Genomic DNA, 24,236 nt, shown 5'->3' with positions numbered 1-24,236 from the left:
TGAAATTCTGCTCGGTTCTTTCTGGCTAATATCGTAACTTTAATCAACTATAATCCAATCATGCGTAACATCAGTTAGTCAGTGATTTCACGACCTATGTAGCGATTAATTATGCTCCGGTATTCAGGGGAAGTAAGCTTTCTCAGAATCACCACATTCAACTCATTTCGTAGAGGGCTGTTTTCAGGCATTGCAAAGCCATAATTACTGGGAAGTATTCTGTTGGGCAGAATTTCCAGATCTTCATACTCTTCTGAATGATTTACAATATACTGAAGAATGGGCTTATCGTAAATTACTACTTTTAGCTCCTCATTTTGTAATGCCTGCAGGGCCTCTTCAGTAGAATCATATAATGACGCAAATATCCCTTCCCTGGTAAGATATTCCTCGCTATTGCTTCCCTTCACTGTTCCCACTTCTACATTTGCAAGGTCCTCTATAGATTGGATATTTTGGCTTAGCGTATTCACTGTAAGCGCGGATGCGATTGCAGCTGTTAGTGTGGAGGTAACAACTATTGCAGTAAACATCCAGACAAAGGCAATAACTCTACCGCCAGCTGTTATAGGTGCCTTATCCCCATAGCCCACAGTGGTCATCGTTACAGCAGACCACCAGAATGAGCTCCCTATGCCATGCATTCGACCTCTTCCAAACATTTCTTTATTTTTTTTCCTTTCAAACAGCCAGAGTAAAAACCCGAATATGAGTATGACAAAACAGAGTATGGCTGCTGCTTTTACAAAGTCCCAGGAGGCAATATTCATGAGTTGATAGAAGATACCTTGCCGCCCCTGTCTCATAGCTACACCCATGCCGGAAGAGAAATAGGAGTGGGTGAAATCCATCCTTGTTTCCCTTTCATCGGTAATGGTAATTGCTCCTACCGCCAGATCAATTTCATCAGAAGTTATCGCACTCAACAGAGTGTCAAGATTATCGTAAGACTTGTACTGGTAAATAAGATTTAAGTCCTCCGCCACTTTTTCAAAAAATAGGATGCTTATTCCGCTATAAACACTGTCTGCGTTGTCAATAACAAATGGAGTCAAAGGCTTTATGCCCACCGTCACTGTATCTGGTAAGCTTGATTTGCTTTCATTTTGTGCTAAGACAGGGGATGAGAACAGATAAATAGATAATAAAAATAGTAAGGTAAATTTTCGCATGGCTAAAAAAAAATAATTTTTCCAGTTAAAAACAAGCTGCGTATACGTTTGTTAATTGTCTTTGATAGTACTTTCCTGCTATTTTTTTAATTGGAATCATATTATTTTTTGTTTTATGGCGGATCAAAATCATTCTAGGGTAGCTGTCTTTGATATCAATGGGACGCTCTACCGTAAGTCTTCTAAAGAAGAGTTTTTCAAATATATATGTTTTAAGAAAGGGTATAAGCTCTTAAATATCTTTCAGCTTATCATATTCAAAATCATTGGCAAAGCCCGCTTGATCAACCAGACAGAATTTAAGGAAAACTTTTTTAACTATCTGGATAATTTATCCCCTAAGGTTGTGGCAAGGTTTGCTAAAGAGTATTGGTACATTGAGTTCCCCCAACATTTTAATGAAAAGCTCATGAATAGGGTGGAAGAACTGAAGAGGGAGGGGATAAAGGTAATCTGTATTTCAGGTGGTTTAGATGTGTATATGCGGCCTCTCTTTGAGCGATTGAAAGTTGACCATCACTTTTATACCAAAACTAAGTATGTAGAAAATACCTATAAAATTGACGGTGAAGCATGTAAAGGAGAAGAGAAAATTCGCTGCCTTGATAAACAATTTGGTAACAATAATTATACAATCGTAGAAGCTTATTCTGACGATCCTGAGGTGATTCTAGACCATGCAGAGAAGGCATTTTTAATAACGCCTGATGGCGAACTGGAGCCCTACAAATCTGATCAAACAAAACTTACTCGGGCTTAATAGCTTCCGCAATTCCCTGAAAGTTTTGTAAATTTGCTGAAAAAGCAAATTGCTCATTCCTTTGGTTTTGAATATTGACAGCTTTATTCTTCTTATCAAAACTAAGCTGGTTGATTCGTAATCTTGAGCTATAAAGTGTGCCTTTCTGTCCTTCTTTAAGGTTGAGAAACCTCAGTTGGTATGAGTCTATGCCTTTTTTGTGAACCTTAGAAAGGTAGAATAGCAAGTGCTGTTCCGGAGAAAACGTAATATGATATGGAATTTCATTTTCTAAGGTTACAATAACTTTTACTCCAGTACCTTCTACATCAGTAATTTTGATAGCGCTGTGTCCGCTTTGCAAATCCATCAGATCGGTAAAATATAGGCTGTCTTTTGAAGCATTAAAGCAGAAGTCCTCTATGTAGGTGATGTCTCTCCAAAATGTCTGGCCAGCGTTGATATGTTGATAATGGCTGCCGTCTTCTGCTGCAGTATGCAAATTGCCAACAAAACTCAGCCAATATATTTGCCCTTTTTCTTCATCAAATATCATTTTTATTGTTTCGGACTCCTCTGTTAGCGTATCTATCATTTCTATGAGGGGCCTTGGGATACTGTTATTCTCTACAATAGTATGAGCCTGTATAAAAATGGAGAATACCACAATAAAAGAGAAAATACCGCTTAACAGAAGAGTTTTCATGAGGTTTTTTCTCTTTTGTCAATTATCATGGAGAAATGTAACCTCTGAGGAAAATATTTAATTAAATCTCTATTTCCTTAACTCAAAATGTAAATCATATCATAACTGAATTTATTTCAGTATTTTGGTTACAAACAAAGCTTCAGCACCTACTAACCAATAGCAATGAAAAAGGCAGCAAATCAGGTTTCTGATCAAACTATTGTTGATAGTATCAGAAACGGTGAAAAGATTGAGCCTACAGTGCGTTATTTATACGCCAATTATTTTGAAAGCCTGGCTAGTTATGTCAGGAGTAATAATGGAAATGACCAAGATGCGGAAGATATTTTTCAGGAATGCATCGTTGTATTTATGGATACCGTACGGCAAGGAAAATTTAGAGGAGATAGTAAGGTCAAGACTTTTTTATATGCCATTATGCGAAACCTATGGCTCAATGAATTGAAAAGACGCAACCGCGCTATACATCGTGAAACTAAGTATTATGATGAAAATCCAAAAATTGAAGAAAGTGTACACGTAAGTTTGCGGGAAAACGAAGTTAAGAAACAGGTAGCTTCCCTGGTGGCTCAATTGGGTGAGAACTGTCAAAAAATTCTCAATCTTTTTTATTATCAGGAAATGCCAATGAAAGAGATCTATCAGGAAATGGGTTATGAAAACGAACAGATTGCCCGAAATATGAAGTATAAGTGCATGAAAAAAATGCATGCCCTACTGGACGCTAACGAAGATATGAAACAGCACTTTAAAAGTTTATTTGTCCATGGATGATCAAGCAATACAACTGTCAGAAAAAATAGACCGTTACCTGCGAGGTAAGATGACGGAGGATGAACATAAGTCTTTTGAGTACCAGCTAGCTCAAAATGCCGACCTACGAGAAGAAGTTGATAACACTGAAATAGCAAAAGAAGCGTTACATTACCGTGGCCTTAGAATGGAGGTCAGGCAGATACGTGAACGTATGCTTAAGGAAGAGTATGAGACAAAAATCCATACTGAAAGCGAGCAGGTTAAGACCAATGAGGCTTCTTATACTTCTGATGTTAAAATCAGAAAGCTCTCATTTGTTCAATACAGCTATAGGATAGCCGCTGGTATTGCGCTCCTTCTGGTAGCATTTGTGGCAATACAGACTCTAATGGTGAGTCCTGAAGGTTTATATGCTGACAACATCGCACTAAGTGATCTAAGTGAAGTAACCAGAGGTGGTGGTGAAACAGCTAGTCAGACTGCTTTACTGGATGCTTACCAGCAACATGAATTCATGCAGGTAGCAGAAATTTACAATACTCTGGATTCACCTACCTCATTAGAAAAATATTATGCAGCTGCTTCTTATCTTCAACTCAATCAATACGATCAGGCAATAGATATTTACCAACAGATTGTCGTGGATAAGGAACTGGAAGGCGAGAATGATTTTTTGCAACAGGAGTCTTCCTATAAATTAGCATTAACCTACATTCATGAAGGAGAATATGATCAGGCTCTTCCTATTTTAAAAGATTTAGATGAGCATTATCCTTACTATGATAATTTAATAAGTGGTACTTTTATGATGAAGTTGAACTTACTTCAGTTTAAGGAAAAACTTTTTAACTAACCAATACAGCACTGCCAGGATTAGCAGCCCTGCTAAACTCCACCAAATCCAGGCATTAGAACTTTCATAAATCGGAGCAGCATCCCCAATAAACACAAAGTTGGCCCAGTAATAAGGGGTTTTCAATAAGGGATGAATATCTTCTGAAGTCAGGTAATCCAGTTTAGCCTGTCGTAATGCCCTGTCTTTTGTATATCCCTGCTTTAGATAGGTATGTAATTTTGTCGCTATAGTAGCGGTAGATTTATCCTGCGCTTTCCACAGCGTAGTCACTATATTTGGGCATCCTGCATAGGCAAAAGCTCTTGCCAGGCTAATTACCCCTTCTCCTCTTACTAACTGACCATTCCCCGCTTCACAGGCACTTAGCACAACTAGTTTGACACTGTCTAGTTGTAGGTTATACAATTCCTGAGTATACAGACGATAGCCTGCCAGAGATTCATCCTCATTGGGATAAAATGCTATGAAAGATTGTAGCGGGTCATTGTTGTCAATACTGGCATGCGTTGCCAAATGAATAACACCGTATGAGCTTACTAGCTCCAGAAAGAGTCGTTTGGTAGCCTGATTTTCCAGGTAAATACTTCCTCCTATATTCTCAACCTCTTCTTTAGAACCGAATAGCAGACTGAAACCATTGCTACGGATATTCCCTTCCTCATCCCCTGCAAAAGGAGCCATGGCCAGAACTCCATTGGACTCTTGTGCTTTACGCGTTTTTACAGCTTCTTCCAGTAGCGAGGCAGAGTAGGCGTAACTGAATACATGATCATAGATCAGGTAATGATTACTGGAAGGATCATCATTGAGCATTTCAAAAGGAATGTAATTCAACTGTCCATCGGGTACAATGATTAACCTTTCCTTGTTGAAGATTATGGAATTGAAAGGCTCAATAAGTTGCTGGTAAAGTATGTAAGCCTGCTTGCTCTGACCATAAGCCTGGCCCATTTGATATTCATAAAGTTCAGTCTGAACATTCGTAATTGCCTTAGTGAAAGTTGAGTCAACAGGCTGAGCTTCTATCAGAAAATCTTCTTTTGTGAGCAAAAAACTATACAGGTTATCCTTACCCAAAAAATATTCAATCAGTGCATCATCCTGATTCAGTAAAGTACGCTGTATTTCGGAAGCATGAAGAGTATCTTCCTGATACTTAAGCCTGTAATACTTTTCATCAGATTGTAATGATCTGATTGTTCTGGCGAGATTGATTTCCAGATCGTTTAACTTGGTCCTGAGGTCACTGATTTTACTGGAATCTTGAGATTCAATCAACTGAAGCCTCAATTGAGAAATAAGTTGTTTTTGCCGTTTCTCGGCTTGTATAAAACTGTCAATGTTGGGTAATGAGGACTTGATTTCCAGATCGTCAAGAATTTCTGAAAGTATTGCTGCTTTGCTATATTCAGAGTACTGAAATGCCTGGTGAATATATTTTTGATCTTCAGTTAATCTATAAAGTTGATATGCAGTGCTAATCGCGATTTCATATACCGGATAAACATTTTGAACCAGAAAAAGCTTAGCTTCATCATTATCATAAGTCTTCTGAATGTACCTCGCCACTTGAATTGCATTGTCATAATTCTGTAAAGAAGCTTCTAAAGCAAGGAGGGAAGTGTCTTGGTCATACAAATACTTAAATGCATTACCTTTTCCATTATAGATTTTGAAAAGAGTGAGCAGAGACAACCCAGAAAATAGATCATCTGGATTTGTGTAATAATCTTGGTTGTCAAAGTTGAAAGCAATCGTACCTAAAGCGCTCTGAAAAAGTTTTAACGCCTCTTCTGCTTCCCGATTATTCAATTCTATTGTAGCCAAACCTGTGTATGCACCTGCCAGATTGATTAGAGATTGGTTGGAATAAGCTAGGTTAGTTTCTAATGATCGTTGATAGAGTGATCTCGCAGAATCTATTTGATTGTTTTGATAATATACATTCCCCAGGTTATTTAATGCTGCAAGTTTGGTGTTGCTATCTTGACTAAGAGTGGCTTTGAAAAGATACAGTTTAGCGCTGTCGTACTCACCCAGTTCACCGTAAGCCTTGCCTATATTCTGATATACTGCATAAGGAATATTTTTATTTGAAAGCAATGATTTATAGATAGGAATGGATGTATTGTATCTTCCGAGCTTATCGTATGCAATAGCAAGGTTATTCTTGATGATAAATTCTGCGTAGGAATTGTTCCTAATCAAAGAAGCTCCTTTCTCAAGATAATTTATTGCCTGTTGGTAGTTTCCTACATGAAATTGCAAGAGCCCGGAAGAATTATACAACCGGGCTGATTCTGTCTCTTTAATATTAGGAGGCATCTGATCTTCTGCCTGACTATAAAAGTATTGGGCAGAATCATACATTTCCAGGTATTGAAAAGCATCTCCACAGTACAGATTAGCATAAAATTTCAATGTGTCTGCCGGTGGGGCAAGTAATTGCGCTTTGTTTAAAGAGCTTTTGTAATGGTACAAAGCACTATCAAAGAGAAGACTTATTTCGTACAGATTACCGATTTTTTGATGTGCTTCTACCTGAAGGTGTAAGCTATCTTCTCCAAAACTTTGAATGGCTTGTTGAAAACTATGAATTGATAGACTATCTGTATCAGGAGTAGCTTCCGGCAAACTAAAAAGACTATCTGCAGTACGAAAGTGGCTATAAGCCTCTTCCATAAGCAGGTTTTGTGCATGTACTTTTATAGTAAATAAGAAGAGTACTAGAATTGAAAAAGTAAGCTGCCTTAATAAGTACATACATACTAATGGGTTTACTGATACTTATTCACACCAACCATAATGGAGTGTCGGTGCATTAGTCTTCCATTGTCTGACTCCTGATCTTTTCTGCCGATCCATTGTTGAAGTTCCTCAGGAACTTCCTCTGCAAACCAATATATCTGTATAGGGATACTTCCTTCAACTACTACATTTCCACCCCTGTAGATATAAGGAATAATAAATTCTCTGCTAAAGCCATCGGTAATTTCTACGCCCAGTTGTTCTAGGTTAATAAAAGTCTGACGAAGGTTGATCGTTCCAGGAGAATTTTCCTGAGTGACCTCTTCAAAAGATATTCCTTGCTCAACCGCCTGTCCGGTAGGATCAAATTCTATTTCAGCTACAAAATCTGGGTTACCACGATTAACTACAGGTTCTATTGAAGAAGATACTTCAGGATCGCTGAAATCTACAATAATATCAGGGTAATCAATTCCTGCTATCAAAATCTGAGTAGTACAACGCGTAAGACTATCATCCGAGATAAAGCTTACCTCATAAAGTAAACCGGGTTCACTTAATTCAACGTTAATAATTCCAGTCTCAGCGTCAATATCAAGTCCATTGGGCTTCGCACTGAATGTCCCTTTTAATTCCTCCTGATCTGTATCCTGAGGAGATGCAAACATATCCTCTCCTGGAATAAACAAAGTTCTTCCATAATCAAGCTTGCATTCTGTGATCACTGGCTCAGGCTCTTGTATGACTATTGTGGTACTACAGCTAGGTTCATCATTTTCAGGGTTATAAGTAATGGTATATTCTCCAGGGGTACTGTTATTTACATTGATCTCTCCTGTTGAATCATTCAGGGCTAGACCTGATGGAGAAGCACTGAAGGTGCCCCCTGATTCTCCTTCAGTAAAAGTTGGTGAAATAAGCTGCTCACCATTGTCTGTAGGGGTATAAGAAACTCCATCATAAGAAAATAAACAGGGCGTAGGGTCACAATCACAAATTTCTTCGCAGGAGATGAATAAAAAGAATAATAGGACCCATATCAATGTAGGTCTAATAGTGTAGTACATAGTTTAAGGTTTAGTATGTAAGTATTAGTGTATGCAAAAGCTGAAAATGTAAACTGGATTAGAGAGAATTTTCAAATTTTATTATTTTTTGAGCATGTTAATTAAATCCTCTCATTTTATGTAGCCAATCCTTGTATAAAATTATAAGTATTTAATTTACATTTCTACTTTTTTAATATGAATTTGAGAAGTGATCGCAGGAGTGTAATTGAAATCTTGGATGTGGGTGTGATAACACTTGTTATTGGAAATGATCCTTATGGATAATCATTAATAACAATTCTATTATTTTCATCTATCAATTTACTTAACAGAAGAAAAAAACTATAGCAGGAAACCTTCTGATCATTTTTGGCTTTTTCAAGCTGTAAAAAAGAATTCTGCGAAGACACTTATACGCTGATATTTTATCAAAGGGCTTCATAATGCTATCTGCACTGAGCAAATCTTAATATAATACAAATACACTTTTTTGTGAGCTTAGAAATTACATTGGCAGTTAGCATACTGTTTTTGTAATTTTTTTTGTTAAGGCTTTCTTAAAATTGTAAAAACAGACAATGATTGCAGTAACAATAAATTATCGCTGATGATCAAAAGTGCCGAAACCAATGAAGAGATATTAGTCCAAATAGGTCGTGATCTCAAGGGTATGTTAGCCAGAATCCGTTCTTGTAATTATACACTCTACAAAAACTTTGAAAAAGATCTGGATGAAGATAGCCGGAAATTTTTTCAGACTATTGAAAGAGATTGCGATTCTATCAAAAGTATTATTCACAACATGATCTCTATTGACTCATGTTTTGATGAAGATTACGAGCAGACTCCAAAAACGGTGGTACTTAACAGCATTATCAGAAAAATTGTAGAAGAATATCCTGCTCAGACTTTCAAAGAGAAAAATGTAAATATCGTATATGAGGATCTTGATGAGGAAATCTACATTTATATTGATGAACATGCGATTGCTAAAGTACTGGAACAACTACTTACAAATGCCTGTAAATTTTCTTATTCAAATGGGCAGGTAATTGTTAAATTGGTCAAATACGCAAACGTTGCGAATATTTCGGTTTCAGATCAGGGAATTGGAATTCCCAAAAAATTGCGTCCCTATATTTTTAATAAATTCAGCAAAGCTACCAGAAGAGGAACCGAAGGAGAAGAGTCAAGTGGATTAGGTTTGTACTTAGCAAAAAATATTATAGAGCGCCATCAGGGAAGTATTTGGTATGAAAGTCAGGAAGGAAATGGATCAAACTTTTTTGTCAATTTGCCCTTGAGAGATAGAATTTAGAATCTATTCAATACCTTTAACTGACTAAGGTCTGTTAGCATAAGCTGGCAGACCTATTTTTTTTGAAAATTTTAGTTCAAAATCAATATGTCATAAATTTTAAGCGATATTCTTGAATTCAACTTGTTAATAATTTGTTTGAAGATATCTTACTACAAAAAAGACCAGATGAGAGCTAAAATTAATTCCTACTTATTTGTATTTGTTCTGAGTACTTATGTGATAGCATGTACCTCAAGTACCGAAGACGCTAATTCTAGCGCTACTTTACCCTATCTTGGCAGACATGATTATGTGGAAAAGACTGTTAACGAACAAACGGTTGTTGATACACTTTATCACAAAGTAGCAGATTTTCAATTTGTAGACCAAGATAGCAGTATTATTACCCCATCTACTTTTGAAGATAAAATTTATGTAACTGATTTTTTCTTTACCTCTTGCCCTACCATTTGTCCGGTCATGAAAACGCAAATGCTTAGAGTTTATGAAGCTTATAAAGATATTGATGAGGTAGCTTTACTGTCCCATACTATTGATCCTCAATATGATACAGTAGCTTTACTGCATAATTATGCGGAGCGTCTAGGTGTGTCAAGTGACAAATGGCATTTTGTAACGGGAGAAAAAGATAAAATATACGAGATAGGCTTAAAGAGCTATATGGTTACTGCCATGGAAGATGAAGAAGAGCCAGGAGGTTTTATCCATAGTGGCGCATTCATTTTAGTTGATAAAGAAAAACATATCCGGGGAATGTATGATGGAACTCAGCCAGATCAGGTTGATCTTCTTATCAAAGACATCAAAAAACTATTAGAGGAGAATCATAAGCAGAAAAGAGAAGTCTGATAAATATGTATAAAAAGGCTTTAACATTAATTTTAACCTCTTTTTTTGTATTGATCTTAGCTGCTTGTACAAACCAAAATGAAAGTGCTGCTATAAGCGAACTGAGTACAACGGAAAAGATGCACTTTAAGCAGTATATCGTGTATGGACAGCAATTATATAAGCAACACTGTAGCAACTGTCATCAGGATGATGGTAGTGGATTAGGACGGCTTATTCCTCCTCTAGCTAAGGCAGATTACATGCTTGAAGATGTTAATCGTACAGTTTGCACAATCAAATATGGCCTGGCTGGTGAAATAATTGTAAACGGTGAAAGCTACAATCAAAAGATGCCTGCAAATAAGCAATTGACAGATTTAGAAATCGCTCAGATTACTACTTATATATTGAATTCCTGGGGCAATGAAAAAGGTTATATTTCAGTGAAAGAAGCTTCTGGCTACTTAAAAACATGTGAATAGAAGATATATATATTTATATAATTTCATTAAATAATTAAATATACATTTTTTGGCACATGTATAAGTCTGCATTGTTTCAAGTTTTTATTCTATCTCAAGCGCTACTAAATTGTGTTTTAAGAAATAATAGACTGTGTTATTGTAAGAAATCAGTACCTACGTTTGTCCAGATTCATAAAACATATTAGCTTTTATACAATTCTAATATTACATGAAGGGTTACCTTATTGAGAGTTATCGTATTAACCATTGAAGGCTTTTTGCAATGAAGGATAGCGTTGTACTTGAAAGAATAAACAAAGGTGATGAAAAAGCCCTTGACTATCTGTACCGTAAATACTACAAAATGATGACCAACATCATATTAAAAAATAATGGCACAGAGCAGGAGGCTAAAGACATTTATCAAGATGCGCTAATTGTTTTTTGGCAAAAAGTGATCAGTAATCAGTTGGTGTTGACTTCTAAAATCAGCACATATCTATATAGTGTTTGTTTGAATTTATGGCGAAAGGAATTAGAAAGAAAAAGCCGACTTTCTAATGAGGAAAAGGATGAAGCTGAATATTTAGACCACGAAAGTGAAGAAAGAAGTCACATTATTCGTAACTGTATTGATCAATTGGGTGATACCTGTAAAAAGATTTTGATGTACTACTATTTTGACGATATGTCAATGCAGGATATAGCAGACAAATTAGGTTTAGCTAATACAGAAACAGCTAAAACTAAAAAATATAAATGTAAAAAGAGACTGGATAGTCTCATTAAATCAAAGTATTCAGAAAGTGACTTTTTAGATTAAGCCTATGGAAGACTTTATCTATTCGGATAAATTTGATGATTATCTTAAAGGTAGATTATCAAAAAATGAAAAAATCTCTTTGGAAGACGAGTTCCGTCAGGATCCACTCCTTCGCAGTGAGGTAAAATTACAACAAGATATTTACTTCTCACTTGGAGAGGCTCGGCGCTCTTATTTGAAGGGTCGGCTAAATCAAGTTCCTGTCAATACCAGTTTATGGTACGAGTTTACTGGAATTCAGCTAGCAGCAATTGTCTCCTCCTTCATTTTTCTTGCCGGTGGTATTTATTTTTATACTAATTATGATAACGATATTGAGCCTGTAATTTATTCAGATGATATTGAAATTTCCGAGAAAAATTCTATCATTCCTCTGGAGAATCTCCAACCTAAGCTTCCTATTGCAGAGTTTAAAGACGAACAGCCCGGTGAAGAAGCTATGACTGCTTCTACTGATAATAATGTAAATAGATTACAATCAAATGAGGCTGAAAGAAACGAAATGGAGTTAAAATCGGCACCTACACCCGTGTCTGATAAAAATGAAATTCCAAATTTTGTCAGACCAGATGTGTTAAGTCATTTCAAAGAAGATAGCCAGCAGATAGATTATGATGACTTTGAAGTTCCTGATAAAACGCTTTTGCAGGCTTCTGAGGCATCTAATGCAGAAGTAGAGATAGAGACTTTATTAGATAGCAAGTATACTTTCCATTATCAGTTATTCAACAATAAATTGTATCTACATGGTGATTTTCAGGGGATACCCTACAAGGTTATAGCCCTGAATCAGGAAGATAACAGAAGATTATTTCTTGAATACAATGGATCTTATTACAAGCTCAAACTAGAGCAAAATGAAGTGTCACCTCTTGAGGCTATTCAGGATAGCAGCATAATTAATATTCTGTCCAAGATTAGTGAATAAACTGTTTTAACAACTATCAACCTTATTTCCTTTAAATTTTTCGTGATCTTTAAGTCCTGAAGGCTTGACATTTTTAGGTCTTAAAAGTTCCATAATTGTTTTTACAATAATGTAAAAATCTAGCGTTAAGGAATGATTTTTAGTATACCAAACGTCAAGTTCAAAACGCTTCTGCCAGATAAGTCCATTTCTTCCGTTTATCTGTGCCCAACCAGTTATACCAGGCTTCACATTGTGTCTTTGTCTTTGAAAAGGGTTGTACAAAGGTAAATACCCTATTAGTAAAGGCCGTGGTCCTACTACTGACATATCGCCTTTAAGCACATTCAAAAATTGAGGAAGCTCATCTATTGAAAAAGTTCGGAGTAGCTTACCTATGTTGTTTAGTATCCTATAATTTCTGAATTCACCTTTCTTAAACATTGTTCTTAATTTGTACAATGTGAACGGTTTACCTAAGTACCCGGGTCTTTCCTGTAGAAAAAAAGGATAAGACCCGGATAATAAGCTGATCAAGAATGCAGCAAACAATACAATTGGAGCAGCAATAATAACTGTAGGAATAGATATTATAATATCCAATGTACGTTTGCCAGTATACAATGTAAACCTGATTTGATTATTAATAAAGTACCCTGAACCTGATGGTGTTATCAATGCTCTTCAGGGCCTGTATCACTGAATCGTCATAAGCTTTATCAATGTCAATAATAACATAGCCAATCGTCTCATTGGTTTTGAGGTATTGTCCCACTACATTGATGTCATGCTCAGCCAGAACATTACTAATCTTAGCCAGTACGCCAGGTACATTTAAGTGAATGTGCATCAGGCGGTGAGCATTTTGTAAGAGAGGTAACTGTACATTGGGGAAGTTGACACTATTAGTAGTGCTACCCGTATTCACATATTCAATGATTTTGTTAGGTACAAAATCGGCTATGTTCTCCTGTGCTTCCAGCGTACTACCGCCGATGTGAGGGGTAAGCACAACGTTGGGGAGTCCTCTTAGTTCAGAAATAAATTCTTCATCATTGCTTTTAGGCTCTTCAGGAAACACATCAATGGCTGCACCTCTTATCTTGCCACTTTCAATATTCTCTTTGAGGGCTTTGATATCTACTATTGAACCACGGCTAAGATTCAGCAGAATCATGCCATCTTTCATTTGACTAAAAGCTTTTGCATCAATGAAATTCTTATTGCTTACCCTTCCATCCACATGAAGCGTGACTATATCTACCAGACCCAGCAGTTCTTCCATGCTGCTGCACTTGGTGGCATTTCCCAAGGCCAGCTTTTCAATCAGGTCATAATAATAAACATCCATACCCAGATTCTCGGCCAGTACAGATAATTGTGCTCCTATACTACCATAACCAATGATACCAAGCTTCTTACCTCTTACTTCATTACTGTTGGATGCAGATTTCATCCATTTGCCCTGATGCATGCCCATGCTTTTGTCATGGAAGCCACGCATCAGGAAGATGATCTCGGCTATAGCCATTTCTACTACCGAACGGGTATTGCTGTAAGGTGCATTGAATACGGCTACGCCTTTCTTCAGGCAGGCTTCCAGGTCAATCTGGTTGGTGCCAATGCAGAAAGCACCCAATGCAATGAGGCGGTTGGCATTCTCCAGTACCTTCTCGGTAACGTGCGTTTTGGAACGAATACCTAAAATAGACACGTTTTTAATGCGCTCTGCCAGTTCTTCTTCATCCATGGCAGCAGGATGAATTTCTACATTATAGCCTTCTTCACGAAGCTTTTTCTCCGCGTCAGGGTGGATATTTTCAAGTAATAGGACGTTGATTCTATTCTTAGGATAAGAGATTGCAGTGTTCATTTTGTTTAAGTATAAAAATTCGTCTAGTGAAGGAGTAATGTGATCGGCCTTTTCCAGTATGCTTTTTCTTTCAATATTCTCGGTAAAGGCATAAAATTTATTGGCAAAACCAGCAGCTTTGATCTTATAGTCATTGTAGCCATCCCCAATTACATATACATCTCCGTGAAGATCAAGGCTTTTGATGATCTGCGACTTTCCGTCATCTCCTGATAAGTGGTTGGTCTGGTCATAACCTATGATATTTCCTTCCTCATCAAATTCAAACTCATTGGCAAAGACATGTGCTTCCTTTACACCGTACTCTTTCACAATAGGTACGATGAAGCTCTTGAAGCCGTTGGAAATAATATAAATGTTATCCGAGTAAGTCTGAAAGAACTCACGGTTGCGCTTGAAAGATACCGACACATTCTCCTTGAGGTAATCAATCAGAGGGGCGAGATGTTTCTTGTGGGCATTGAGCAATGCAAGTCTTTGCTCCAGAGATTCACGGAAGGAAAGGTTGCCTTCCATACAGGTATTGGTAATATCCTGCACCTGCTTTAGGATATGGTCTTTGGCAGGATTACCCTTTAGTGAGATCTCGCAAAGGATGTCTAACGCTTCTACCTTGGTAAAAGTACTGTCAAAATCAAAGACAAAATACTTATCTGACTTCATGTAAATTTAGTTTGCTAGTCCGTTTTCTTTTTTTGTAGATACAGATAACTCCCCACTCTTCACGTGCAGATCACGTTGAGGAAAGGGTATTTCAATATGATGTTGTTTAAACTTGGCAAAGATTGCATAATAAAGCTGACTTTTGAGGAACTCAGGACGCTGGACAAATTTGGTGGTCCATACCATCAGGTTAAAATTCAGAGAGCTGTCTCCAAACTCATCAAACCAGACATCAGGGGCAGGGCTCTTCAATACCCCTTCATTTTCCTGCATTACTTCCAGCAGTAGCTCCCTTACTTTTTCCGGATCTTCCTTGTACGAAACACCTACCGGAAACCTGAAGCGTATCCTTCGGTCGTTATGACTCCAGTTAATTACCGAAGATGATATGAATTCTGAATTGGGAACAATGATAGAAATATTGTCATTGGTAAGTACTGTTGTAGAGCGGGCAGAGATGTCTACCACATCACCATTGACACCGGCCACCTCTATGCGGTCGCCTACTTTGATGGGTCTTTCAAAAAGTATGATAAGCCCAGAAATAAAGTTGTTGACAATGTTCTGAAGACCAAAACCAATACCAACACCCAATGCACCGAATAGTACTGTTAGTGCGTTCAAGTTAATCCCTGCTGCCGTAATAATGACGTACAATCCCAGCACAATCAGGATATAACGGGTGATGGTTCCGATAGATTGCCGTACGCCTATGTCCAGGTTATAGCGGGCGAGTATCCGGTTTACCAGTAGTTTATTAAACTTGCCAGTAAGAAAGAAGAGCAGAAAAACAAAGGTAAAGAACTGGATAAGCGACCACATACTGATAGGTACACCTGCAAACCTGGTAAATTCGTAGGTGAAGATGCCAAGTATCTCCAGTACTGTTTCCTTGATGCTGTCCCAAAAATTAACAATCTGTTCCATGCTCTTTAAGCTAACGAGCATCAAAGTTACATAAAGGATACATAAAATAAAGTAGCTGCACTGTATTTGTTAAGAAGCATATCCTGAAGCCTCACCAGCTTTAATTGAGAATCTACCGGACTTTATTACAGCGCCTAAGGTAGTACACTTTGATCGTATAGCGGATTGTTGCTAAATTAGGACAAAGTCCCCGGTGCATGCCTGATTGCTTTCCTGAGCAGTCAGGCTTTTTTATTGAAAAAATGCGGCAATAGAGCGTAGAAGAGAGGGAAAAAGTGAGTGTCTTTAGTAGAAAAACTCCGTACTTTTTGTCCGACTGCTCAGCATCTTTTGCTTAAAAGCTCAGGAGAATTTGGGTAAGTGCTGCGGTCTAAGGAAGGAATTTCTAAGTTGCTTTTGGCAAATGATCAGCAGAAGCGAAAAAGCTTACCCGCTAAGGTTTTTTCAAAAATAGTGGTAATTCTCTACAAATAAACCTGGGTTTTTCAGGTCATCTCGTTAGAGATCTTTACCGTTCCCCAAAGCTTCTGAAATACAGGCTGGTTAAGATTCCTACCTTTTACTGCGGAATGACGGATTTGTGTACTTTAAAAGAAAAGAAACCGCGCATACTGATGCACGGTCTCTACCCCTGTCTATTGTGCCTGCGCTGCCAGTAGTTTGCAAATTGGAAACGACCACAGGAACTGACAGCTACAGGGCTTAAGTTTTTAGTTAGAAGTCAGTGCTGCCGTTGGGCTGCACCATGTACTGAAAAGTATAGTGTCCGCTTTCAGGACGAGTCTCCAGGCTGGCAAATTCTTCCGTAGTTGTATCCGGATTGCCTTCGTAATAACTGATAATTTCTACTTTGGCATAGTTGCCTTCACCTGTCTTTAGCAGGATGAGCTTACCAGGGATGGGCAAAATAGCATGGGCAGGGTTTCCATTGTTGTCAGTATAGTTGTACCAGCCATTCCCTCCTCCGCCAGGAATTGCCAGAGATGCTTCGCCATCGGTAGCGTATCCGCTGCCGGGAGCCATGTCTACTTCCTCAAATACACCGTCAATAATCTGCGCACCGCCCTCACCGGGACCAGAAATTCCACTGTTGGTGATGATAGAAGTGCCATCAAAAGCAAGATCCCACTGCGTACCACTGGAGTCTGATTTGCTCAGCATCTGACCGCTTTCCAGGTCAAAAAAAGCATAGCCCTCTGCTTCATAAACGTCAGTAGCAGTTTGTACTTCCAGCGTTTCATTGGGAGCAGGATCATCGCCTTCATCTTTGCAGGCGGTAAACATGCCCAGGGCTAGTAAAAGTATAAGGTAAAGGGTTTGGGTTTTATGAAACATGATGGTTAAAAGTTAATTATGGTTAAATTTTATTATTATGGACATTTGAGGTTATGCTGATTTATTACAGGTCGTAAGGTTATTAGAAGCAAATCCAGTGGTCTAGTTATTCCTTAGCCTTAGCCAATTGATACCACCCAGAAAGACTTTACCATGACCCAAAATTCACATACTTCAGACTGGTAAAGATTTCTTCGTTTCACTCCGAAATGACATTGAGTTGAGTACTCTTGATAAGTGTACATCGCTCTCGCATACGCATCGTTCAGCCTAGTTATTGAGTTTACTAAAGTTGATGTTGATACCTCCGTACCAGATTCTCCCGGCCAGAGAAGGCTCTGCTGATGGAGTTTTATCTAAAAGATTATTAGCCCCTGCTTCCAAAGTGAGCCAGCCTAATATTTTTTTATGCAGTGCCAGGTTCAATAGCAGGTAGCCATCAGCAAACTCGTTCTCTGCATCAATGACGCCATTGCCGTTTGCATCTCCCAGTCCCCATTTACCTCGGTAAATTGCTCTTAAGGACATGTCAAATTCATGGCGGCTGTTCACATAAAACAGCTTGGCATTGCCCGAATGGCGGGAACGATTGACCAAACCGCCATAGTCCGACAGTTGCACTCGTTCGGTGCGATTGGTAGAAGGATTACGCCTGAATACTTCACCCTTCCTGATCTGTTCTACCGCTTTCACATCTCTTGTGTCCAGGTACTGGTAACCCAGAGAGAAATTGACCTCACTGCTTAGCTGGTAGCTGGTCTTCACTTCCACCCCCTGTGTAATGACCTCATCCGTATTGAAGTAACTAAACACATTCTGTCCATTGGTTTTCAGGGCTACCGGAGCGGAGTTGATCATATGGCTGATCTCATTTCTGAAGGCATTGATGTCGGCTTTCAGCCTGGCTGTAGGGGAGAGGCTAAGCCCGAAGTTGTAAGCAATGGAGCTTTCCGCCTGTATCGTTTCTATGGTTGCAGGGGCCATATAGAGGGTTTGTATCTGTCCCTGGGCTTCAAGTTCAGCAATCCTTTCTGCCACTATACTTGAGCCGATCACAGTATAGCCAGCAGTAGGATTGGTAAAGTTGAGCAGGAGTTGACGGAAGTCGGGGGCTTTGTAACCGCCTCCAAAGGAAGCCTGTACCTTAAGCCAGGGGCTTAGCTGATAGCCCGCCGCCAGTTTTGGACTGAACCGTGAGGCATATTCGCTGTGTGTATCAAAGCGTCCGCCCAGCACCACATTAAAACGATCATGGGGCAACCATTGGTGTTGGACAAAAGCATAGTTGGCGTGGAAGTTACTGACGTCATCATAGCGGGTAGCTTCCACAGTCTCTATGGTATGTCCCAGGCCCAATGTGCTGATATGCTGATCGCTGATGTACCAATCGTACTGCGCTTCGGAGCGGTTAAAGAGCTGCTGAAAGTAACTTTCATCGTAGACTTCTCCATCTTCCTGGTATACAATGCCGGACTCGGTATCGTAGCCAGTGGTATAACTTCTGAGCTGCAGCCGGTGCTGATCATTAAGCTTGAGCTCCAGGGTAGGCATAATATTCCAGTCTTCTCTTTTGCCTTCCTCATCCATGACATGAACATCCTCCTCTATTGTAAGCTCCGATGTATTATCCTGACTTTCGGAATAGTAGCGCCCATTGAGACTAAAGTTGATCTTGTCCGAGAAGCGATAGGCAAACTTGGGGTTAAAAGTATAAGCCTCATAGGGAGGAGAGGTCATGGAGAGCGTTGCTTTATCCAGATCATAGCCGTCGGTGCTGAGGCGATCTACAAACAGGCTGGCAGACAGCTTTTTACCTTTGTAGACAGCGTCGGCGCTGAGGTCAATGGTATTAAAGCTGCGGTACCTGGTACGTAAGGAAGAATTGAAGCCCTGCTGCCCACTTTTGGTGATGATGTTGACCACGCCTGCCATCGCTTCACTGCCGTACAGGGAAGAAGAAGGCCCACGAATGATCTCAATTCTCGCGATATTATCCACCGCGATGCGGGTCAGGTCCAGCGTACCAGCGGTACGTCCGATCACCGGCTCACCATCAATCAGTACCAAAATATAGTCGGATGAAAGCCCCTGCATCTGCAATCCGGTGCCATGATCACTGACAATCTGCAAACCCGTCTGCTCCTGTAACACTTCGTTGAGGCGGAATGAGCCTATTTGTGCTATCTCTTCACCCGAGATGATGTCTACCGGCATGGGAATACGCTCAACAGAGCGGGTAGTCCGTGTGGCTGTCACGGTAACTTCATCCAACTCTTCATTGAGTTCTGCCAGCTGAATGCTTACGCTTTTGGCATCACCTTCTGCAATAGTAAGCTGCTGCTCGTAAGCTTTATGGCCTACCCGGCTGACTACCAAGGTGTAGGTGCCGTGGACAAGCCTATCCAGCGTGAATGTACCATCGGCTTTGGCAACTGTTCCTTTCGTCGTGCCTTTGAGCATGACATTGGCAAAACTTACACGCTCACCGCTCTGGTCTGTGATGATGCCGGAGACCTGAGCACTTTGTGCCGACAAAAGTCCGGGTACAAAGAACAAAGCCAGGAGCAACAGCCGAATGTTGAGAGGATTAGCAGGCATTTTCATGACGCATTATTATCAATAATACTGTGTACTTCCAGTAGGGTCAGTGTATTCACCATAATGTCATGCATAAGGCATAGCTCATCGTAGCTGAACTGGAAGGACATATTGGTGACACTTGTTTTGATGAAAATATCCCGGCAGTAGGGGCATCTGATATCTTTGATGTTGATTAAAGTGTCCTGCACATGCTTTTTGAGCAGGGTAAACTCTTTGGGAGTCATCATCAAACTCACATTGCCGAAGCTCATCTGTAAGCGGGAAGTCTTTTTGCATTGCGCTGAGTAGGCAAGTTCGTTCTGTTCTATCAGTTGGAATGAATTAGACATCTGTCTTAGTTTAGGATGAAAAAAATCAGAAAAATTAGGTTAAGTTGATGTTGATGCTTTCATGCATTTCCGGTTTGTGAGGACACAAACCGGGGAGGTGAACCGTACTTTTCAGGCTTATGATAATTTGGGAAGGCGGGAAACCAGCGCTGCCCACTCTTGTTTCTGTGGTATGCCTGGTTTCCTTAGTCCAAAGAACTGCGCGATCAGCTTACGGTCTTTGTCAAAAAGCTCCACCGCAGTGACGATGCCATCTTTGGTAGGTTTTTTCACCACCCAGGCAGTGTCTATCATATCTACCTTGAGGTGCATATTGAATTCCGGGTCAAGCACGTTCAGCCACTTCTCTTTAACCGCATGCCCTCTTTCCAGCAGTCGGATGGTGCGCACCTTGCCCTGGTGGATTTGCAGGTTTCCGTGGTTGCCGGCAAAGATCATGATGGGCAGTTTGGTACGGGAAGCTTCTTCCAGAATCTGCTGTACTGCTTCAGTCTGGATTTGGTAAGTATACTTCTCTACTGCCAACTCCAGCGCCTGAAAGCGGTCTACCTGATGTTTCTTGAGCATAGGAAAGAAGTCGTGCGTATCCTGCAAGGCTTCCCAATCTTCTAAGAAAGACTGCTGATCTACCTTTTCGCTAAAGGTTTCATCGGTGTATGATCCTACCTCCTGTACCGGGCTTTGGTCGGGAGAGCGAAAAGCTTCTATCAGTTCGTAGAAAGCTTTTTCATTACTTTGATTCTGCAAATAGATCTTGCAAACGGCAGTACCCGCTTTGTCAAAGACCTGAATACTTTTGAGAATACGGTTCTTTTTTTCCTGAATCACCGCAAAGGCCACATGCCAGTTCTTAAAAAATACCCTGGTCTCTATAGGGCCGATTACCAGTCCCATCTGATGATCATCTTTACCGAAGGTGCTGACTTTCTGAAAACTACCTTTATGTTCCAGTATGCAGGCATCATTACGGGTAAGCGACATCACATAGCCCAGCTTCCTGAATGCTTGGAGAAGTTCCGGCCATTCTCCTGCAAGTCGCACACAGTCCGGACCAATGGTAGTAGCCAGCAGTTGTGCTTCACTGCTTTCTAAGGCAATGGCTGCTTCCCGGATGCGTATGCCGGGCTGGGTGTTCTCCAGTGCTTGCCAGGCTTGTTTCAGGCTTTCGGTATTTTCTAGGGTAAGGGATGCTATATTATCCATGATATATTTCGTTTGAGTGATGATTAATTTTTTTGAGTTGAGGATCAGTTGTCATAGGCGCCAAAGGAATAACGTAAGCTTGTTGGCTGGTCGGTAGATATTCCAGCCGTACCGGATGTTCATAGGTGTGTTCTATGTTTTCCTGGGTATAGACCTCTTCCACTGAACCTTGCGCTACTTCCTTTCCATTTTTCATCAGCAAGACATGATCTGCATACTGGGCTGCCAGGTTGAGATCGTGTAAAACCGCCAGCACGGCAATGTTTTCTCCGCAAAGCGCCTTGGCCTGTTGCAGTATCTGATGCTGACAGGCGATATCCAGACTGGCAGTAGGTTCGTCCAGCAATAAGTAGCGTGCAGTAGTAGAATGCTGATGGTTAATCTGAGCCATCACCCGAGCAAGTTGCACCCGCTGCTTTTCTCCTCCCGAAAGCGTATTATAGATGCGTTGGCTGAAGTCCTGCATCCCTACTTTTTCCAGCATGCTATAGGCAATTTGTGCAGATGCTTTAGCCCTAAGGTTATGTACAAAGCAGCCCAGGCTGACGATCTCCAGTACGGTATAAGGAAACTGTATATGTACTGATTGCGGTAAAACCGCCCGGATTCTGGCCAGTTCCTGATGAGAAAATGCCTTGCGCGCTTTTGCATTGATCTCTACCTTTCCCTCATGCTTGCTGATATCTCCGGCCATCACTTTGAACAAAGTAGATTTTCCTGCCCCATTAGGCCCCAGGATAGCGGTGAAGGCTCCCGGTTCTACAGCCAAGTTAATGTTCTGAAGTATGGCTTTTTTGCCGATTTGGTAATGAATATTTTCCAGCTTGATCATAGGCTCAGAGCATTCTTTTGTGTTTGGATTTCAGTAACAGAAAGATGAAAAAAGGTGCCCCTATCAGTGCAGTGATGACACCGATGGGTATCTCGGAAGGCGCTACCATAGTGCGGGCCAGTAAATCGGCCAGCGTAAGTAAAGCAGCGCCCAGCAGGATGGAGGAGGGGAGTAGCAGGCGATGTCCCGGACCTACCATTGCCCGTATCATGTGTGGCACTACCAATCCTACAAAACTAATGGTCCCTGCCATTGCTACCGAAGCACCAACTGCCAGGGCAGACAGTATGATGACGGTGTATTTTACCCTTTCTACATGGATACCCAGATGTGCGGCTTCGGCTTCACCCAAGGCAAGCGCATCCAGTGCACCGTGGAAAAAAGTCAGTAATACCACTGGAATGGCAATGATAAACAGTGAGAAGCCTATCTTTTGCCAGGAAGCCCCACCCAGGTCACCCAGGCTCCAGAAGGTAAAAGTGCGTAGTGCTGTATCATCGGCATAGTAGAGGACCAGGCCAATCAGGGCGGCAGTAAGGGCATTGATGGCGACACCCGCCAGAATCAGCAGGGCAATATCTGTTTTTCCATGCCGCTGACTGATACGGTATGCCAATACAGTGACGAGCAGACTTCCCAGAAAGGCTGAAAAAGGTAGCAGGTAAGTACCAAATACTGCTGATAATTGTTGCGGTAATTGCCTGGCAAAGACAATAACGATGATGGCGCAGAGTGCAGCTCCGTTGGACACTCCAATCAAACCGGGCTCTACCAATGGATTTCTAAACAAACCTTGCAGAGAAGCACCCGCAATAGCCAGCGCAGCACCAATGAATACACTCAGCACTACACGTGGCAATCGGATGTTCCACAGCACTACTTCAGTTTGGCTGGTAAAACCTTCTTCAGCCCCACCTAATTTGTGCAGCAGAATGGAGAATATTTCATCTACTGTAATGTGCACTGCGCCTGTACTTACAGAAAGGAGGATCACCAGGAGCAGTAAGGCTCCCAGCCCAGAAAGTACCAGCACTTCTCTTGTAAGTAGCGGTTTGCGTTTGTTTCGGTATGGAGCGGTTATGGTTGACATCTTCGCTTAGAGAGAAGCAGTTGTTAATTCAGGATGAATGCGTTGGGCTAATTCATAAGCTGCTTCGCCTAATCTTGGACCAAATCCGGAAAGTAAAAGCCCGTCCATAGCAATGATATTTTTGTACTGTCCTGCAATGGTTTGCATCACGCCCTGTACTTCCAAGGCTCCTTCTACACCGCCGAGGCTTTCCAGACCAGAGTCAAAAAAGAGAATGTAGTCGGGATTAGCTTTAATTAGTGCTTCGGTGGTCAGCGGTTTATAGCCTTCAATTTCAGGAACAGCAAGCGTGCCTCCGGCCAGTGGAATAATCGTTTCAGCAAAAGTCTCCTTACCGCAAATGCTAAGCGTACCTTGTCCACGGGCATAAACAAATAGTACTGTAGGTTTTTCAGTTGTTTGAGTGAGTAGACTATCAGTTTTTTGCAGGTCATTTTCAAGTGCTGCTTTCAATTCTTCTGCCTTTTCCTCTTTTCCCAGCACTTTACCAATCTCCTGAATCATGGCATAGGTTGAAGCAGTGTTGGTTTTGTTTTCAAAGATGTGAAAAGGGATGCCAGCACTCTCAAGCTGAGTATAGATGTCAGGACTCATATATTCTGCTTCGGCTAGAATTAAGCTTGGGTTTTGAGCAATAATACCTTCAGCCTTGATTCCATTGCGGTAACCGATAGAAGTTAAGCTTTGCATTTCAGGAGGGTAAGTGCTGGTGCGGTCGGTTGCCACAATCTGCTCACCAGCTCCCAATGCACAGGTGATTTCTGTAATGGTTCCTCCTATCGTGATGATCCTTTCTTGCTTGGAAGATTCTATCGTTTGTGGATTGTCAGCACTTTTGTAAGCACAGCCAAAGAACAGCATTAATGCAATAAGGCAGGTGGCAGTAGGTAAAAAAGCAGCTTTCATATTTTATTTAGACTAATTATAAATTAAGACAAAGGTAAAGCGCTGCACTATGCCCGTCAATTCTCATTTATAGCTAACTTTATACTGCCAGAAGTAGTATTT

General features: G+C 40.5%; 22 protein-coding genes. 8 read left to right on the top strand and 14 right to left on the bottom strand.

Annotated elements, in window-relative coordinates:
• Positions 1-74 precede the first annotated feature (74 nt).
• Positions 75-1,172 carry a transporter substrate-binding domain-containing protein gene (locus tag WJR50_RS21995; RefSeq protein WP_341295480.1) on the bottom strand — a complete coding sequence of 366 codons (1,098 nt, stop codon included), beginning with the start codon at positions 1,170-1,172 and terminating at the stop codon, positions 75-77.
• Positions 1,173-1,287: 115 nt separating this feature from the next.
• Here WJR50_RS21995 and WJR50_RS21990 point away from each other — a divergent pair, with 115 nt between their 5' ends.
• Positions 1,288-1,932 (top strand): HAD family hydrolase, encoded by a 645-nt coding sequence (locus WJR50_RS21990; protein ID WP_341295479.1) that lies wholly within the window; start codon positions 1,288-1,290, stop codon positions 1,930-1,932.
• Here the strand turns inward: WJR50_RS21990 and WJR50_RS21985 are convergent.
• Positions 1,919-2,617, bottom strand: coding sequence for a hypothetical protein (locus WJR50_RS21985; RefSeq protein WP_341295478.1), 699 nt, complete (start codon positions 2,615-2,617; stop codon positions 1,919-1,921). The two genes, WJR50_RS21990 and WJR50_RS21985, sit on opposite strands and share 14 nt — an antisense overlap.
• Before the next feature lie 165 nt (positions 2,618-2,782).
• On the opposite strand from WJR50_RS21985, the gene WJR50_RS21980 reads away from it, so the two are divergent.
• Together WJR50_RS21980 and WJR50_RS21975 are read left to right on the top strand one after the other, a co-directional pair.
• On the top strand, positions 2,783-3,394 hold the full coding sequence (locus WJR50_RS21980) for an RNA polymerase sigma factor (RefSeq protein WP_341295477.1): 612 nt from the start codon (positions 2,783-2,785) through the stop codon (positions 3,392-3,394).
• A complete protein-coding gene (locus tag WJR50_RS21975) occupies positions 3,387-4,229 on the top strand; it encodes a tetratricopeptide repeat protein (protein ID WP_341295476.1) in 843 nt (280 codons plus the stop codon). The genes WJR50_RS21980 and WJR50_RS21975 overlap by 8 nt, the downstream gene beginning before the upstream one ends.
• Here WJR50_RS21975 and WJR50_RS21970 read toward each other — a convergent pair.
• On the bottom strand, positions 4,197-6,995 hold the full coding sequence (locus WJR50_RS21970) for a CHAT domain-containing protein (RefSeq protein WP_341295475.1): 2,799 nt from the start codon (positions 6,993-6,995) through the stop codon (positions 4,197-4,199). The two genes, WJR50_RS21975 and WJR50_RS21970, sit on opposite strands and share 33 nt — an antisense overlap.
• Positions 6,996-7,009: 14 nt before the next feature.
• Positions 7,010-8,047, bottom strand: coding sequence for a hypothetical protein (locus tag WJR50_RS21965; protein ID WP_341295474.1), 1,038 nt, complete (start codon positions 8,045-8,047; stop codon positions 7,010-7,012).
• Between the two features lie 589 nt (positions 8,048-8,636).
• Between WJR50_RS21965 and WJR50_RS21960 the strand changes: the two genes are divergently transcribed.
• The 5 genes from WJR50_RS21960 (at position 8,637) to WJR50_RS21940 (ending at position 12,396) form a co-directional block, all read left to right on the top strand.
• A complete protein-coding gene (locus WJR50_RS21960; RefSeq protein WP_341295473.1) occupies positions 8,637-9,347 on the top strand; it encodes a sensor histidine kinase in 711 nt (236 codons plus the stop codon).
• Positions 9,348-9,515: 168 nt separating this feature from the next.
• On the top strand, positions 9,516-10,199 hold the full coding sequence (locus WJR50_RS21955; protein WP_341295472.1) for an SCO family protein: 684 nt from the start codon (positions 9,516-9,518) through the stop codon (positions 10,197-10,199).
• 5 nt (positions 10,200-10,204) lie between these two features.
• On the top strand, positions 10,205-10,663 hold the full coding sequence (locus tag WJR50_RS21950; RefSeq protein ID WP_341295471.1) for a c-type cytochrome: 459 nt from the start codon (positions 10,205-10,207) through the stop codon (positions 10,661-10,663).
• A 265-nt stretch (positions 10,664-10,928) separates the two neighbouring features.
• Positions 10,929-11,468 carry an RNA polymerase sigma factor gene (locus tag WJR50_RS21945; RefSeq protein ID WP_341295470.1) on the top strand — a complete coding sequence of 180 codons (540 nt, stop codon included), beginning with the start codon at positions 10,929-10,931 and terminating at the stop codon, positions 11,466-11,468.
• Positions 11,469-11,472: 4 nt separating this feature from the next.
• Positions 11,473-12,396, top strand: coding sequence for a hypothetical protein (locus WJR50_RS21940; protein ID WP_341295469.1), 924 nt, complete (start codon positions 11,473-11,475; stop codon positions 12,394-12,396).
• A gap of 6 nt (positions 12,397-12,402) precedes the next feature.
• On the opposite strand, the gene WJR50_RS21935 is transcribed toward WJR50_RS21940, so the two are convergent.
• The 10 genes from WJR50_RS21935 to WJR50_RS21890 form a co-directional block, all read right to left on the bottom strand.
• Positions 12,403-12,978, bottom strand: coding sequence for a sugar transferase (locus WJR50_RS21935; RefSeq protein ID WP_341295482.1), 576 nt, complete (start codon positions 12,976-12,978; stop codon positions 12,403-12,405).
• Between the two features lie 40 nt (positions 12,979-13,018).
• Positions 13,019-14,911, bottom strand: a complete 1,893-nt coding sequence (gene serA / locus WJR50_RS21930; protein WP_341295468.1) for a phosphoglycerate dehydrogenase — start codon at positions 14,909-14,911, stop codon at positions 13,019-13,021.
• A gap of 6 nt (positions 14,912-14,917) precedes the next feature.
• Positions 14,918-15,838 carry a mechanosensitive ion channel family protein gene (locus WJR50_RS21925; protein ID WP_341295467.1) on the bottom strand — a complete coding sequence of 307 codons (921 nt, stop codon included), beginning with the start codon at positions 15,836-15,838 and terminating at the stop codon, positions 14,918-14,920.
• Positions 15,839-16,552: 714 nt separating this feature from the next.
• Positions 16,553-17,173 carry an HmuY family protein gene (locus WJR50_RS21920; RefSeq protein WP_341295466.1) on the bottom strand — a complete coding sequence of 207 codons (621 nt, stop codon included), beginning with the start codon at positions 17,171-17,173 and terminating at the stop codon, positions 16,553-16,555.
• Positions 17,174-17,443: 270 nt separating this feature from the next.
• Entirely contained in the window at positions 17,444-19,777 is a 2,334-nt protein-coding gene (locus WJR50_RS21915) for a TonB-dependent receptor (RefSeq protein ID WP_341295465.1), read from the bottom strand.
• A complete protein-coding gene (locus tag WJR50_RS21910; RefSeq protein ID WP_341295464.1) occupies positions 19,774-20,103 on the bottom strand; it encodes a DUF6686 family protein in 330 nt (109 codons plus the stop codon). Before WJR50_RS21910 ends, WJR50_RS21915 begins: the two co-directional genes overlap by 4 nt.
• 117 nt (positions 20,104-20,220) lie before the next feature.
• Complete coding sequence (locus WJR50_RS21905) at positions 20,221-21,306, bottom strand: hemin-degrading factor (RefSeq protein ID WP_341295463.1); 1,086 nt, start codon at positions 21,304-21,306, stop codon at positions 20,221-20,223.
• Positions 21,299-22,138 carry a heme ABC transporter ATP-binding protein gene (locus WJR50_RS21900; RefSeq protein WP_341295462.1) on the bottom strand — a complete coding sequence of 280 codons (840 nt, stop codon included), beginning with the start codon at positions 22,136-22,138 and terminating at the stop codon, positions 21,299-21,301. The genes WJR50_RS21905 and WJR50_RS21900 overlap by 8 nt, the downstream gene beginning before the upstream one ends.
• A gap of 4 nt (positions 22,139-22,142) precedes the next feature.
• The gene (locus tag WJR50_RS21895) at positions 22,143-23,228 is read right to left on the bottom strand and encodes a FecCD family ABC transporter permease (protein WP_341295461.1); all 1,086 of its coding nucleotides are present in this window, start codon (positions 23,226-23,228) and stop codon (positions 22,143-22,145) included.
• Between the two features lie 6 nt (positions 23,229-23,234).
• Positions 23,235-24,134, bottom strand: coding sequence for a heme/hemin ABC transporter substrate-binding protein (locus tag WJR50_RS21890; protein ID WP_341295460.1), 900 nt, complete (start codon positions 24,132-24,134; stop codon positions 23,235-23,237).
• Positions 24,135-24,236: the final 102 nt, after the last annotated feature.

Source organism: Catalinimonas locisalis (genome assembly GCF_038039535.1).
In the GTDB taxonomy this organism is placed as follows: Bacteria; Bacteroidota; Bacteroidia; order Cytophagales; family Cyclobacteriaceae; genus Catalinimonas.
This window is presented reverse-complemented; position numbering and strand designations above follow the sequence as displayed.

Bases quoted from the DNA above. Each gene is read 5' to 3' on its own strand.
- WJR50_RS21995 (WP_341295480.1), bottom strand. From the start codon at position 1,172: ATGCGAAAATTTACCTTACTATTTTTATTATCTATTTATCTGTTCTCA.
- WJR50_RS21990 (WP_341295479.1), top strand. From the start codon at position 1,288: ATGGCGGATCAAAATCATTCTAGGGTAGCTGTCTTTGATATCAATGGG.
- WJR50_RS21985 (WP_341295478.1), bottom strand. From the start codon at position 2,617: ATGAAAACTCTTCTGTTAAGCGGTATTTTCTCTTTTATTGTGGTATTC.
- WJR50_RS21980 (WP_341295477.1), top strand. From the start codon at position 2,783: ATGAAAAAGGCAGCAAATCAGGTTTCTGATCAAACTATTGTTGATAGT.
- WJR50_RS21975 (WP_341295476.1), top strand. From the start codon at position 3,387: ATGGATGATCAAGCAATACAACTGTCAGAAAAAATAGACCGTTACCTG.
- WJR50_RS21970 (WP_341295475.1), bottom strand. From the start codon at position 6,995: ATGTACTTATTAAGGCAGCTTACTTTTTCAATTCTAGTACTCTTCTTA.
- WJR50_RS21965 (WP_341295474.1), bottom strand. From the start codon at position 8,047: ATGTACTACACTATTAGACCTACATTGATATGGGTCCTATTATTCTTT.
- WJR50_RS21960 (WP_341295473.1), top strand. From the start codon at position 8,637: ATGATCAAAAGTGCCGAAACCAATGAAGAGATATTAGTCCAAATAGGT.
- WJR50_RS21955 (WP_341295472.1), top strand. From the start codon at position 9,516: ATGAGAGCTAAAATTAATTCCTACTTATTTGTATTTGTTCTGAGTACT.
- WJR50_RS21950 (WP_341295471.1), top strand. From the start codon at position 10,205: ATGTATAAAAAGGCTTTAACATTAATTTTAACCTCTTTTTTTGTATTG.
- WJR50_RS21945 (WP_341295470.1), top strand. From the start codon at position 10,929: ATGAAGGATAGCGTTGTACTTGAAAGAATAAACAAAGGTGATGAAAAA.
- WJR50_RS21940 (WP_341295469.1), top strand. From the start codon at position 11,473: ATGGAAGACTTTATCTATTCGGATAAATTTGATGATTATCTTAAAGGT.
- serA (WP_341295468.1), bottom strand. From the start codon at position 14,911: ATGAAGTCAGATAAGTATTTTGTCTTTGATTTTGACAGTACTTTTACC.
- WJR50_RS21925 (WP_341295467.1), bottom strand. From the start codon at position 15,838: ATGGAACAGATTGTTAATTTTTGGGACAGCATCAAGGAAACAGTACTG.
- WJR50_RS21920 (WP_341295466.1), bottom strand. From the start codon at position 17,173: ATGTTTCATAAAACCCAAACCCTTTACCTTATACTTTTACTAGCCCTG.
- WJR50_RS21915 (WP_341295465.1), bottom strand. From the start codon at position 19,777: ATGAAAATGCCTGCTAATCCTCTCAACATTCGGCTGTTGCTCCTGGCT.
- WJR50_RS21910 (WP_341295464.1), bottom strand. From the start codon at position 20,103: ATGTCTAATTCATTCCAACTGATAGAACAGAACGAACTTGCCTACTCA.
- WJR50_RS21905 (WP_341295463.1), bottom strand. From the start codon at position 21,306: ATGGATAATATAGCATCCCTTACCCTAGAAAATACCGAAAGCCTGAAA.
- WJR50_RS21900 (WP_341295462.1), bottom strand. From the start codon at position 22,138: ATGATCAAGCTGGAAAATATTCATTACCAAATCGGCAAAAAAGCCATA.
- WJR50_RS21895 (WP_341295461.1), bottom strand. From the start codon at position 23,228: ATGTCAACCATAACCGCTCCATACCGAAACAAACGCAAACCGCTACTT.
- WJR50_RS21890 (WP_341295460.1), bottom strand. From the start codon at position 24,134: ATGAAAGCTGCTTTTTTACCTACTGCCACCTGCCTTATTGCATTAATG.